The sequence below is a fragment of the Streptomyces sp. NPDC048462 genome (assembly GCF_043200175.1).
GTDB lineage: Bacteria > Actinomycetota > Actinomycetes > Streptomycetales > Streptomycetaceae > Streptomyces.
This window is the reverse complement of sequence record NZ_JBICXG010000016.1, coordinates 1-13,274: the sequence shown is the minus strand read 5'-3', so window position 1 is coordinate 13,274 and position 13,274 is coordinate 1. Positions and strand designations below refer to the sequence as shown.

Below are 13,274 nucleotides of genomic sequence, written 5' to 3'. Positions count from 1 at the left end.
GCGACCGCGCTGCCCCGGAGGAGACGGGAAACATGTCTGCCTGCGTCCCCACTCGTCATGACCACTCATCCCGCAGCTCGCGACCTCCCCGTTCATCGGGGATCAAGCGACCTCACAGCCCGCCACCGCCGCACCGCGGCGGACGATTCCGTATCGCGGGCGCCGACGTGTCCGCATCGATCACTGTCTTCCTTCTAGCCATCCCCATGTCGCTCGGCCTGGCCGTCGCCATGGACGCCCCACTTGAAGCAGGCCTCATCTCCGCCGCAGTCGGCGGAATCGTCGCCGGTCTGCTCGGGGGCACCCCGCTCCAGGTCTCCGGGCCTTCCGCCGGACTGACCGTGGTGACAGCCGAGTTGATCCAGGTCTACGGCTGGCGCACGACCTGCGCGATCACCATCGGCGCGGGCCTGCTGCAGATCCTGCTCGGTTCGCTACGGGCCGCCCGTAGCGCGCTCGCCGTCAGCCCAGCCATCGTGCACGGCACGCTCGCCGGCATCGGCGTGGCCATCGCGCTCGCCCAGCTGCACATCGTGCTGGGCGGTTCACCGGAGAGCTCAGCCGTCTCCAACGCACTCACGCTGCCGGCCCGATTGGCTGAAGTGAGCCCCGCCGCACCGCTGATCGGCGGTCTGACCATCGTGATTCTGGTGCTGTGGCCCCGGATTCCGGGGCGGCCCGGCCGCATGATGCGGCGGGTCCCGGCGGCCCTGGTGTCCGTGGCCGTCGCCACTGCCGTGGCAGCCTTCGCGGCACCGTCGATCGCGCGCGTCGATCTGCCGTCCTGGCGTTCGCACGCCCTGCCGGAGCTGCCGCAAGGCCCCGTACTCGGCCTGGGCACAGCCGTGTTCACCATGATGCTGGTGGCAAGCCTGGAATCCCTGCTCGCCGCCGTCGCCGTGGACAAGCTGGCCGCCGATCGAAGCAGCGAAAGGTCGACCGGACCGGCCGTCGAACGGAGCAGCGGGCACGCGAGCGATCCTCCCGAGCCCGGCTCGGCCCCGGCGACCTCACTCCCCGTCAAACGCTCCGACCTCGACCGGGAACTACGCGCGCAGGGCATCGCCAACACAGTGTCGGGGCTGCTGGGCGGACTGGCTGTCTCCGGCGGCGCGGTGCGCAGTTCGGCGAATGTGCGAGCCGGGGCGACCAGCCGCGCCTCCACCGTGCTGCACGGCGTCTGGGTGCTGCTCGCCACCGGTCTGCTGGTCACCGCGCTGGAGTGGATCCCACTGGCCGCCCTCGGCGCGCTCGTCATGGTGGTCGGCATCCAGATGGTGAACTTCGCGCACATCCGTAACGTCCACAGGCACCGGGAATTCCTGGTGTACGGGGCGACGATCACCGGAGTGCTGCTCTTCGGCGTCCTGAAGGGCGTAACCATCGGGATCGCGGTGGCGGTGGCGGTCGCCCTGCACCGACTGGCGCGGACCAGGATCACCGTGACCCAAGAGGATGGTCGGCATCTGGTAGCCGTACGCGGCCAGTTGACGTTCCTGGCGGTGCCACGGCTCAACCGGACCCTGGGCCAACTGCCCCAGGACGCGGACGTACTCGTCGAGCTGGACGGCTTCTTCATCGATCACGCCGCTTACGAGATGATCCAGGACTGGAGCAATGCCCATGCCGCTCACGGCGGCCGGGTCGTCTTCACCGACAGGTCCGGCGGCCGGATCGCCGAGCCGGCCTCCGCGGCGCACTCCTGCTGCCGCCCCTGGACACCCTGGCGCAACCACCACTGCCATGACCGGCCCGAGCATGTGCCCTTCACCGACTTCGGCCATGCCCGCCGGATCCCCGGCACCACCACCGAACGCGCCACATCCACCGAGCCCGCCACGTGCGCCGAGACCACCCCGAGCACCGAGGCCGTCGAAGCCGCAGGCCTCACCGGAGCCACCGAGCCTGCTGGACACCCCGACCCCGGCCCCGCCCCCGCCGCTGCCACCCCCGCTGCCGGCACGATCACCTTCGCCGCCACGAGCGCGACGGGCAGCTCCGCCCCGCTTCACTCCGCACCGCTCCAGCATCCGCCGCACCACCTCGCACCACTCCACCTGGCGCCCACTCCCGCCCCACCCCCGACGGACGACATGGACAGCACGAACAGCACACACAGCTCGGGCGGCACGAGCCACACGAGCGGCGCCGATCCCACCGGCATCGCCCCCGATGAAGTCCCCCGCACGGGCCCCCAGCAGCCCACCGCCCGTTCAACCGACTACACGCCAGATCACGATGCAGCCCCACCACGCAAGACGGGCGGGCAGCGCCTGGTCAGCGGCCTCAGCTCGTTCCAGCGCAATACGGCGCCCCTGGTTCGTGAGGAGCTGGCACGACTGGCCAGGGAGGGTCAGCGCCCCTCGCAGCTGTTCATCACCTGCGCGGACTCCCGCTTGGTGACGAGCATGATCACGGCAAGTGGTCCAGGTGACCTGTTCACCGTACGGAACATCGGAAATCTGGTGCCGCCACCGCATTCCGAGAGAGCTGACGACTCGGTGGGTGCGGCGATCGAGTACGCGGTGGATGTGCTGGGCGTGGAGTCCATCACCATCTGCGGACACTCTGGCTGCGGCGCCATGAACGCCCTGCTCGGCGCGGGGCCCGACACCCCGGACACCCCGCTGTGGCGCTGGCTACGGCACGGTGTGCCCAGCCTGAGGCGGATGGCCTCCAAACGGCACGCCTGGGCCCGGATCTCCGGCCGGCTGCCCGCCGACGAGGTGGAGCAGCTCTGTCTCACCAATGTCGTCCAGCAACTGGACCATCTCCGGGCCCATGGATCGGTGGCGCGACGCCTCGCAGAAGGGACACTCCAGCTGCACGGCATGTACTTCCACGTGGCCGAGGCCCAGTCGTATCTGCTGACCGAGGGCATCGGCGAGGGCCATGGGCTCGATGAGGTCTTCGACCGGGTCGGCCCCACTGCCCCGTACGATCCCTATGAACCGGCCGAGTTGGCGCGTACCGGCGCCTGAACCGGGTACACCTCGGGTCCGTGAGACCGTGTGGGTCCCGCCTCCGCAGCGCCATGCACCCTGGGCCACCGCATGGCACCCCGGCATTCTGCTCCACCCGCCGCGGAGGCGGGATCGTGCCTCCATACACGAAACACAGGTCTAAACCAATTCCCGGCAGACACTTGTCACCCGGCCTTTGGCCTGATGAGCTATGCCCCGGGACACAACGGACACCCTGGGAATGGGAGAAGTCGTGAGCAACGAAAGCCTGGCCAACCTGCTCAAAGAGGAGCGGCGGTTCACACCGCCTGCCGATCTGGCCGCGAACGCCAACGTCACAGCCGAGGCGTACGAGCAGGCCGATGCGGACCGGCTGGGCTTCTGGGCCGAGCAGGCCCGCCGCCTGACTTGGGCCACGGAGCCGACCGAGACGCTCGACTGGAGCAATCCGCCCTTCGCGAAGTGGTTCGCGGACGGCAAGCTCAACGTCGCGTACAACTGCGTGGACCGCCACGTCGAGGCGGGCAACGGCGACCGGGTCGCCATCCACTTCGAGGGTGAGCCCGGCGACAGCCGTGCCATCACCTACGCGGAGCTGAAGGACGAGGTCTCCCGCGCCGCCAACGCGCTGACCGAACTCGGTGTCGGCAAGGGCGACCGGGTAGCCGTCTACCTGCCGATGATCCCCGAGGCCGCCGTCGCGATGCTGGCCTGCGCCCGGATCGGCGCCGCCCACTCGGTGGTCTTCGGCGGCTTCTCCGCCGACGCCATCGCCACCCGCATCCAGGACGCGGACGCGAAGGTCGTCATCACCTCCGACGGCGGATACCGCCGCGGCAAGCCCTCCGCGCTCAAGCCCGCGGTCGACGACGCCGTGTCCCGCATCGAGAGCGTCAAGCACGTCCTCGTCGTCCGGCGCACCGGCCAGGACACCGCGTGGACCGAGGGCCGGGACGTGTGGTGGCACGAGATCACCGCGCGCCAGTCCACCGAGCACACCCCCGAGGCGTTCGAGGCCGAGCAGCCGCTGTTCATCCTCTACACCTCGGGCACGACCGGGAAGCCGAAGGGCATCCTGCACACCTCCGGCGGGTACCTCACGCAGGCGGCCTACACCCACCACGCGGTCTTCGACCTCAAGCCGGAGACGGATGTCTACTGGTGCACGGCCGACATCGGCTGGGTGACCGGACACTCCTACATCGTCTACGGCCCGCTGGCCAACGGTGCGACGCAGGTCATGTACGAGGGCACGCCCGACACCCCGCACCAGGGGCGCTTCTGGGAGATCGTCCAGAAGTACGGCGTGAGCATCCTCTACACCGCGCCGACCGCGATCCGGACGTTCATGAAGTGGGGAGACGACATCCCCGCGAAGTTCGACCTGTCGTCCCTGCGGGTCCTCGGTTCGGTCGGTGAGCCGATCAACCCCGAGGCCTGGATGTGGTACCGCAAGCACATCGGCGCCGACACCTGCCCCATCGTGGACACCTGGTGGCAGACCGAGACCGGCGCGATGATGATCTCACCGCTGCCCGGAGTCACGGCCACCAAGCCGGGCAGCGCCCAGCGTGCGCTGCCGGGCATCTCCGCGACAGTCGTCGACGACGAGGCCCGCGAGGTCCCGGACGGCGGGGGCGGCTACCTCGTCCTCACCGAGCCGTGGCCCTCCATGCTCCGCACCATCTGGGGCGACGACCAGCGGTTCCTCGACACCTACTGGTCGCGCTTCCAGGGCAAGTACTTCGCGGGTGACGGCGCCAAGAAGGACGAGGACGGCGACATCTGGCTCCTCGGCCGGGTCGACGACGTCATGCTCGTATCGGGGCACAACATCTCGACCACCGAGGTCGAATCGGCACTCGTGTCGCACCCCGCAGTCGCCGAGGCCGCCGTGGTCGGTGCGGCCGACGAGACGACCGGACAGTCCATCGTCGCGTTCGTCATCCTGCGCGGCACAGCGACTGCCTCCGAGGAGCTGGTCGCGGAGCTGCGCAACCACGTCGGCACCACGCTCGGCCCGATCGCCAAGCCGAAGCGCGTCCTGCCGGTGGCGGAACTGCCCAAGACCCGCTCCGGCAAGATCATGCGACGCCTGCTGCGTGACGTCGCCGAGAACAGGGAGCTCGGAGACGTCACGACGCTCACCGACTCATCGGTCATGGATCTCATCCAGACCCAGCTCCCCTCGTCCTCCTCCGAGGGCTGAGCGGCTGAACGGCTGAGCGGCTGAGCGGCTGAGCGGCTGAGCGGCTGAGCGGCTGAGGACTCAGCGACTCAGGGCTACTGAGTACTGACGACTGAGCGACTCGGGACTGACGTTCCTCGAAGGGCATCCGGCAGCGCGCCGGATGCCCTTCGGGCATTTAGGGTGAAGATCACCACGGGTGAGAGTCACCGCTCACGACCCCGCACACCCCGCCCCGGGTAGAGTGGCAGCTGGTCAAACAACATGACAGGAACAATCTCCAAAGGGTGTGCCGGGAAGTCTGGTCGGCAAGTGAATTTGCCATGCCGTCGCTGCCGTACCGACCCGGAGGTCCTCTCTCGTGGCCGCGCCCAACCCCGCACCCCCCTCCCCCCGCCGCACCTTCCTGGGACGCCAGTCGCTCCCGGAGCGGAACTTCCTCACCGAAGCACTGCGCACCGAGACCGTCGGCGGAATCATCCTGCTGGTCGCCGCGGTGGCCGCCCTGATCTGGGCGAACACCTTCGGATCGAGCTACACGACGGTCAGCCACTTCCACTTCGGGCCCGAGGCGCTCGGTCTGCACCTGTCCGTGGCGCACTGGGCAGCCGACGGACTGCTCGCAATCTTCTTCTTCGTCGCCGGAGTCGAGCTCAAGCGCGAACTCGTCGCGGGTGAACTGCGCGACCCGAAGGCCGCGGCCCTCCCGGTCGTCGCCGCGCTCTGCGGCATGGCTGTGCCCGCGGTCGTCTACACCCTGGTGACGGTGTTCGGCTCCGGCTCCACCAGCGGCTGGGCCGTCCCCACGGCGACCGACATCGCCTTCGCGCTCGCCGTCCTCGCGGTCATCGGCACCTCGCTGCCGTCGGCACTCCGTGCGTTCCTGCTGACCCTCGCCGTTGTCGACGACCTGTTCGCGATCCTGATCATCGCCGTCTTCTTCACCGAGAACATCAACTTCATCGCGCTCATCGGTGCCTTCGTCGGCCTGGCCGTCTTCTACCTGCTGCTGCGCCTGAACGTGCGGGGCTGGTACGTCTACGTACCCCTCGCCCTGGTCATCTGGGGGCTGATGTACAACAGCGGCGTCCACGCCACCATCGCCGGTGTCACGATGGGGCTGATGCTGCGCTGCACCAGGCGCGAAGGGGAGGAGCGCTCCCCCGGTGAACGCATCGAGCACCTGATCCGCCCGCTGTCGGCAGGTTTCGCCGTACCGCTGTTCGCGCTCTTCTCGGCCGGGGTATCGCTCTCCGGCGGCGCGGTGGCCGGCGTGTTCACCCGGCCCGAGGCGCTTGGTGTCGTACTGGGACTGGTCGTCGGCAAGACGATCGGGATCTTCGGCGGTACGTGGCTCGCCACCCGGTTCACCAGGGCGGAGCTGAACAAGGAGCTGGCCTGGGCCGATGTCTTCGCGGTCGCCTCGCTCGCCGGAATCGGCTTCACCGTCTCGCTGCTGATCGGCGAGCTCGCCTTCACCGACGAGGACATGATCAACGAGATCAAGGCGTCGGTTCTGCTCGGCTCCCTGATCGCCGCCGTACTCTCCGGTGTACTGCTCAAACTCCGGGTACGCAGATACCGGGCGCTCACGGACGCGGAGGAGCTCGACGAGGACGAATCCGGGGTACCGGACGTCTATGAACAGGACGATCCGGAGTACCACCTGCGGATGGCCGCGATCCACGAGAGGAAGGCCGCGGAGCACCGCCGCCTTGCCCAACTGGCGGGGGCAGCGAGCAACAAGCCGGACAGTCCGGCATGATCTGACATCGGATGTGTTGAAGAGGAGAGGGAGTCAGGCATGAGCGACCCCGGCAATTACGCGGGCAGTGCCGATCGCAGTCTCGGCCAGCTGGTCGCCTCGGCGACGACCGAACTGTCGGCGCTGGTACACGACGAGATTGCCCTGGCCAAGGCCGAGGTGCGACAGGACGTCAAGCGCGGCGTCATCGGCAGTGTGGCGTTCATCATCACGGGTGTGCTGATCCTGTTCGCGATCCCGGTGCTGAGCTTCGCGGCCGCGTACGGAATCCACAACCTGGGGCTGGGCCTCGCCTGGTCGTTCCTGATCGTGGGCGGCGCGTTCATCCTGCTCGGGATCCTGCTCGCGCTCTTCGGCTACGCCAAGTTCAAGAAGGTCAAGCCGCCGGAGAAGTCCATCGCCTCGGCCAAGCAGACCGCCGCCGTCCTCCAGGGCGTCAAGCCGCACCCCCGTCCGGGCATCGCCGCGGACGCGATCCTTCCGGCGGGCGGCAGCACACTTGCGGACAAGGCCATCGAGAACAGTCCGGTCCAGGACAAGGTGCCGGCTGTGACACGCTCATCCACATGACGGTCCCCGATTCCAGCGCATTCGGCTCAGTGGGCCCGGACGACCGGGCGGGCCACGAAGGGCCGGCCGGCCCCCCGGCAGGCCCTTCCGCCACACCGCCACCACCGTCCCCGGCGTCAGCGCCCTCCACCGGCCCGCTGGGCCCCGTGGCCGGCTCCGGTGGCCCCGTCCGTCTGGACGGCCCCTGGACGCACCGGGACGTCGCGGCGAACGGCGCCCGCTTCCACATCGCCGAAATGGGCGAAGGGCCCCTCGTCCTGCTCCTGCACGGCTTCCCACAGTTCTGGTGGACCTGGCGCCACCAGTTGCCCGCCCTCGCGGACGCGGGGTACCGGGCGGTGGCGATGGACCTGCGCGGAGTGGGCGGCAGCGACCGTACGCCCCGGGGATACGACCCGGCCAATCTGGCGCTGGACATCACCGGCGTGATCCGTTCGCTCGGTGAGCCGGACGCGGCGCTGGTCGGTCACGACATGGGCGGCTACCTCGCCTGGACGGCCGCGGTGATGCGGCCGAAGCTGGTGCGCCGGCTCGTGGTCTCCTCGATGCCGCATCCGAGGCGGTGGCGCTCCTCGATGCTCTCCGACTTCACGCAGTCCCGCGCGGGCTCGTACATCTGGGGCTTCCAGCGGCCGTGGGTTCCTGAGCGTCAGCTCGTGGCGGAGGAGGCGGCGTTGGTGGGGCGGCTGATCCATGACTGGGCGGGTCCGCGGACCGCGGACTTCCCCGACGACCCGACGGTGGACGTCTATCGGCGTGCCATGTCCATCCCGTCGACGGCACACTGCTCGGTCGAGCCGTACCGCTGGATGGTGCGCTCGCTGGCCCGCCCCGACGGCATCCAGTTCTACCGGCGCATGAAGAGGCCGGTTCGGGTGCCCACGCTGCACCTGCACGGTTCACTCGATCCGGCGGTACGCACCAGGAGTTCGGCGGGGTCCGGCGAGTACGTCGAGGCACCGTACCGTTGGCGACTTTTCGACGGTCTGGGGCACTTCCCGCACGAGGAGGATCCGGACGGTTTCTCGGCCGAACTCATCAGCTGGCTCAAGGATTCCGAGCCCGACCGCTAGCCGGCGCGCACACCCGTCCTACAAACAGCCACTTGCCTGGCGCATACGCCAATTGGCTGACGGATGGGCGGTTACCGACCATGTGCCACGGGCAGACGTCGAGGTATGGGCTGGACGCACGACTTCAGTGACGCAGCACGCAATCGCCGCTCGACCGCCACGGCGGGTCCGGGCATTCATGAGGGGGGCGGCCACCAGGGCCGGGTGCACGCTATGCATGTCCTGCATGATCCCCGGCTCGGCATTCCGCGCATCCTCCGCCGCAGGGCCCGCTGGGTCTCGGCGCGGCTGCGCCACCCGCGCGGATGACCTGGCAACCTCCCCGGACCGCATCGCGGCCGCCGCGGACGACCTGCCGGTCCCCCACCACCACACCCTGACGCCACGATCTCCGAGCCCTAGACTGTGGTCCCTGGTGCCCGGACTCCGGTCCTGGGCCCCGGGCCTGGGCTTCGGAGGGCGTTCACTCTTTCGGCCTGGACCTAGAGCGACCTAGAGCGCGCACGCCTGGCTGTCGACCTGCTGGTTGGCGGTTCGCCCCTGCTGGATGTCCTGACGGATCTCGTCGGCCGTCAGCGCGTAGCCGGTGTTCGGGTCGTCGAGCGACTTGGCGAAGACGACGCCGTACACCTTGCCTTCTGGGGTCAGCAGCGGTCCGCCTGAGTTCCCCTGGCGGACCGTCGTGAAGAGTGAGTACACGTCGCGCTGGACGGTGCCCCGGTGGTAGATGTCCGGGCCGTTGGCGTCGATACGGGCACGGACCCGCGCGGACCGTACGTCGTACGAGCCGTTCTCCGGGAAGCCCGCGACGATCGCGCTGTTGCCGGTCGCCGCGTCGTGGTCGGTGTCGGTGAAGCCGAGCGGCTTCGCGTCGAGGTCCGGGACGTCGAGCACGGCGATGTCGCGCCGCCAGTCGTACAGGACGACCTTCGCGTCGTACAGCCGTCCCTGACCGCCGATCTGGACGGTCGGTTCGTCGACGCCGCCGACGACGTGGGCGTTGGTCATCACCCGGCGGTCGGAGAAGACGAAGCCGGTGCCTTCGAGGACCTTGCCGCAGCTCGGAGCCGTACCGACGACCTTGACGATGGACTTCTTGGCACGGGCGGCGACCGGACTGCCGGCCAGCGCCGGGTCAGGCGCCTTGACTTCGGTGATCGGCTCATTGGCGAACGGGCTGAAGACCTGGGGGAAGCCGTTCTGCGCGAGCACCGAGGAGAAGTCCGTGAACCAGGTGGAGGCCTGGGGCGGCATCACCCGGGAGACGCCGAGCAGCACCGAGGAACTGCGCACCTCCTTGCCCAGCGTCGGCAGTGAGGTACCGGCCAGCGCGGAGCCGATCAGCCACGACACCAGCAGCATCGCCACGACGTTCACCAGTGCGCCGCCCGTCGCGTCGACGGCACGCGCGGGCGACCATGTGATGTACCTGCGGAGCTTGTTCCCCAGGTGCGTGGTGAAGGCCTGGCCCACCGAGGCGCACACGATCACGATGACGACCGCGACGACGGCTGCCGTCGACGAGACCTCGGAGCCGTCCGTCACCTGGCCCCACAGGACCGGCAGCAGATAGACGGCGACGAGACCACCGCCCAGAAACCCGATCACCGACAGAATGCCGACGACGAACCCCTGGCGGTATCCGATGACCGCGAACCACACGGCGCCGGCCAGCAGCAGGATGTCCAGCACGTTCACCGTCTATAGCCTCACAGATTCGTCACCGGGCCCGTACGTCTCTCCGGGTCCGGGCGGGAGGCCCGGAGCAGTGGAGCACGGGGAGTCAGCCTGTCATGCGCGCCAGTCGAGCGGCACCTGCTTGGCTCTGTCCCAGGGGCGCTCCCAGCCCGCGAAGTGCAGGATCCGGTCGATCACGCCGGCCGTGAACCCCCATACGAGTGCGGATTCGACCAGAAATGCCGGGCCTCGGTGGCCGCTGGGATGGACGGCCGTGGCCCGGTTGGCCGGGTCCGTGAGATCTGCCACGGGGACCGTGAAGACCCGCGCGGTCTCACCGGGGTCGACGACTCCGACCGGGCTGGGAGTACGCCACCAGCCGAGGACCGGCGTCACCACGAAGCTGCTCACCGGGATGTAGAGCCGGGGCAGCACGCCGAACAGCTGCACGCCGTGCGGATCGAGGCCGGTCTCCTCCTGAGCCTCCCGCAGCGCGGCCCTGAGCGGTCCCGTCGTCGCCTGGTCGCCGTCCTCCGGGTCGAGGGAGCCGCCGGGGAACGAGGGCTGCCCGGGGTGCGCGCGCAGGCTCCCGGCGCGCTCCATCAGGAGCAGTTCGGGCCCGCGCGCACCCTCGCCGAACAGGACGAGAACGGCCGACTGCCGTCCCGCCCCGCTCTTGGGCGGCAGGAAGCGGCTGAGCTGTCGCGGCTCGACGGTGCGCGCGGCGTGGGCGACGGGGGCCAGCCACGCGGGCAGGCCGTCGGTGGTGACGGTGACCGAGGCTTCCGGACCGGCCCCCGGCGCGGGCGGCGCGCCGGTGGCCGCCGCGTCCGTGCTGTGTTGATGCGTCTTCATTGGCACCCCTCGTCTCACAACGCCTGTCGTCACGCATTTCGTTCCGCAGCGGCGCCTGTGGTCAGCCGGCGCCCAGGGCGGGGGCCGGTGCGCCCGGGTAGTCCGGCGGCGGACTCAGCCGCTGCCCCGGCCGGCCCCCCATCTCGTACTTCAGAAGCTTCCGGGCCTTCTCGGGATCCGTCTCGCCCTCTCCGTACGAAGGGCAGAGCGGGGCGATCGGGCAGGCACCGCAGGCGGGCTTGCGGGCGTGGCAGATACGGCGCCCGTGGAAGACGACGCGGTGCGAGAGCATCGTCCACTCGCTCTTGGGGAAGATCTCCGCGACCTCCGCCTCGACCTTCACCGGATCCTCCTGATCGGTCCACTTCCAGCGGCGCACCAGCCGCCCGAAGTGGGTGTCGACAGTGATCCCGGGTACGCCGAAAGCGTTCCCCAATACGACGTTGGCGGTCTTGCGGCCGACCCCCGGCAACGTCACGAGGTCCTCAAGGCGTCCAGGCACCTCGCCGTCGAAGTTGTCCCGGAGGGCCGCGGAGAGGCCCAGCAGCGACTTGGTCTTGGCGCGGAAGAAGCCGGTCGGCCGAATGATCTCTTCCATTTCCTCCGGGACAGCCGCGGCCATGTCCTCGGGGGTGGGATAGGCGGCGAAGAGCGCGGGGGTGGTCTGGTTGACCCTCAGATCGGTGGTCTGCGCCGACAGGACCGTGGCGACCAGGAGCTCGAAGGCGTTCCGGAAGTCCAGCTCGGGGTGGGCGTAGGGGTACAGCTCGGCGAGCTCACGGTTGATCCGGCGGGCCCTGCGGACCATGGCCAGGTGGGATTCCGGCTTGGCGCCGGCCTTGGGCTTGGCCTTGGGCTTGTTGGTATTGGGCTTGGCGCTGGTGTTCGGCTTGGGCCGGGAGTTGGAGTCCGGCTTGGGCTTGGCCCCGGGCTTGACCTTCGGTTGGGGGCTCGCCTCCGACTTCGGCTTCGGCTTCGACTTCGGCTTGGCCGCCGAGTCAGTGCCGTCCTTGGAACCCACCCGTTTCGCCGCTCCCGCCCGTTCCGTCATTCCCACCCGTTTCATCCGCCCCGCCGGGCTTTTTGTCGCATTTTTCGCTTCCCCTGTACCATGTTCGCCCACAGCGGAATCGCGGCCTTCCGACACCCCATCAACCCCCTTGGCCTGCACTCTCACCGGCGTTCCGGACACTCGACCAGCCTAGAGCCAGCCGCTGACATCCGCCCCGGTCACCGATGATCCACCCCCAATCGGCCCCCTGCCGTACGTCCCGGCACGCGCGTGCGTCAAACTGGTTTGTGATTGATCGCACTGTTTTACCGTCCGGCATGATGGGGACCACGGTTCCCTGAACAGGCCGACAAGGAGAGAACTCGTGGACGACGTTCTGCGGCGCGCCCCGCTTTTCGCGGCGCTCGATGACGAGCAGGCCGCGGAGCTCCGCGCCTCGATGAGTGAGGTGACCCTCGCACGCGGCGACGCGCTGTTCCACGAGGGTGACCCGGGCGACCGCCTCTATGTGGTCACCGACGGCAAGGTGAAGCTGCACCGCACCTCGCCCGACGGCCGCGAGAACATGCTGGCCGTCCTCGGCCCCGGCGAGCTGATCGGTGAGCTGTCGCTCTTCGACCCGGGCCCGCGTACCGCCACCGCCACCGCGCTGACCGAGGTCAAGCTCCTCGGCCTCGGCCACGGCGACCTGCAGCCCTGGCTGAACGTACGCCCCGAGGTGGCCACCGCCCTGCTGCGCGCCGTCGCGCGGCGCCTGCGCAAGACCAACGACCAGATGTCCGACCTGGTCTTCTCGGACGTACCGGGCCGTGTCGCCCGTGCGCTCCTCGACCTGTCGCGCCGCTTCGGCGTCCAGTCCGAGGAAGGCATCCACGTGGTGCACGACCTGACGCAGGAGGAGCTGGCCCAGCTGGTCGGCGCCTCCCGCGAGACGGTCAACAAGGCCCTCGCCGACTTCGCCGGCCGCGGCTGGCTGCGGCTGGAGGCCCGTGCGGTGATCCTGCTCGACGTGGAGCGGCTGGCCAAGCGGTCACGCTGACCCGTCGAACCACAGCGCACGAGGGGCCCCGCCGGACCGGATGCTGTTGGCGAATGCCCCTTCGTTCCGCCCCATCGGATTTATCCGGTGGGGCGGAGTGCTGCGAAGTGTGAGGTGCGTGTTGGGGCGAGT

The 13,274-nt window shown here is 69.3% G+C and carries 10 protein-coding genes; 7 read left to right on the top strand and 3 right to left on the bottom strand.

Annotation, left to right across the window (positions count from 1 at the left end; translation table 11 throughout):
- The first annotated feature begins 32 nt into the window (after positions 1 to 32).
- From ACGFU6_RS24880 to ACGFU6_RS24855, 6 genes are all read left to right on the top strand, one after another.
- On the top strand, positions 33 to 2,981 hold the full coding sequence (locus tag ACGFU6_RS24880; RefSeq protein ID WP_393613961.1) for a SulP family inorganic anion transporter: 2,949 nt from the start codon (positions 33 to 35) through the stop codon (positions 2,979 to 2,981).
- A gap of 193 nt (positions 2,982 to 3,174) precedes the next feature.
- The gene (gene acs / locus ACGFU6_RS24875) at positions 3,175 to 5,172 is read left to right on the top strand and encodes an acetate--CoA ligase (protein ID WP_393613959.1); all 1,998 of its coding nucleotides are present in this window, start codon (positions 3,175 to 3,177) and stop codon (positions 5,170 to 5,172) included.
- A gap of 340 nt (positions 5,173 to 5,512) precedes the next feature.
- A complete protein-coding gene (gene nhaA, locus ACGFU6_RS24870) occupies positions 5,513 to 6,916 on the top strand; it encodes a Na+/H+ antiporter NhaA (protein WP_393613957.1) in 1,404 nt (467 codons plus the stop codon).
- A 39-nt stretch (positions 6,917 to 6,955) separates the two neighbouring features.
- Complete coding sequence (locus ACGFU6_RS24865) at positions 6,956 to 7,486, top strand: phage holin family protein (RefSeq protein WP_393613955.1); 531 nt, start codon at positions 6,956 to 6,958, stop codon at positions 7,484 to 7,486.
- Positions 7,483 to 8,559: an alpha/beta fold hydrolase gene (locus ACGFU6_RS24860; protein WP_393613953.1), complete on the top strand. Its 1,077-nt coding sequence runs from the start codon at positions 7,483 to 7,485 to the stop codon at positions 8,557 to 8,559. Before ACGFU6_RS24865 ends, ACGFU6_RS24860 begins: the two co-directional genes overlap by 4 nt.
- A gap of 105 nt (positions 8,560 to 8,664) precedes the next feature.
- Positions 8,665 to 8,868 (top strand): hypothetical protein, encoded by a 204-nt coding sequence (locus ACGFU6_RS24855; RefSeq protein WP_123525182.1) that lies wholly within the window; start codon positions 8,665 to 8,667, stop codon positions 8,866 to 8,868.
- Positions 8,869 to 9,051: 183 nt separating this feature from the next.
- Here ACGFU6_RS24855 and ACGFU6_RS24850 read toward each other — a convergent pair whose 3' ends face one another.
- From ACGFU6_RS24850 to nth, 3 genes are all read right to left on the bottom strand, one after another.
- On the bottom strand, positions 9,052 to 10,257 hold the full coding sequence (locus tag ACGFU6_RS24850; RefSeq protein ID WP_393613951.1) for a MarP family serine protease: 1,206 nt from the start codon (positions 10,255 to 10,257) through the stop codon (positions 9,052 to 9,054).
- A gap of 93 nt (positions 10,258 to 10,350) precedes the next feature.
- Entirely contained in the window at positions 10,351 to 11,091 is a 741-nt protein-coding gene (locus ACGFU6_RS24845; RefSeq protein ID WP_393613949.1) for an NUDIX hydrolase, read from the bottom strand.
- Positions 11,092 to 11,152: 61 nt separating this feature from the next.
- Positions 11,153 to 12,112 (bottom strand): endonuclease III, encoded by a 960-nt coding sequence (nth, locus tag ACGFU6_RS24840; RefSeq protein ID WP_393613947.1) that lies wholly within the window; start codon positions 12,110 to 12,112, stop codon positions 11,153 to 11,155.
- A 355-nt stretch (positions 12,113 to 12,467) separates the two neighbouring features.
- Between nth and ACGFU6_RS24835 the strand changes: the two genes are divergently transcribed.
- Positions 12,468 to 13,142, top strand: a complete 675-nt coding sequence (locus ACGFU6_RS24835) for a Crp/Fnr family transcriptional regulator (protein ID WP_024490688.1) — start codon at positions 12,468 to 12,470, stop codon at positions 13,140 to 13,142.
- The last annotated feature ends 132 nt before the right edge of the window (positions 13,143 to 13,274 follow it).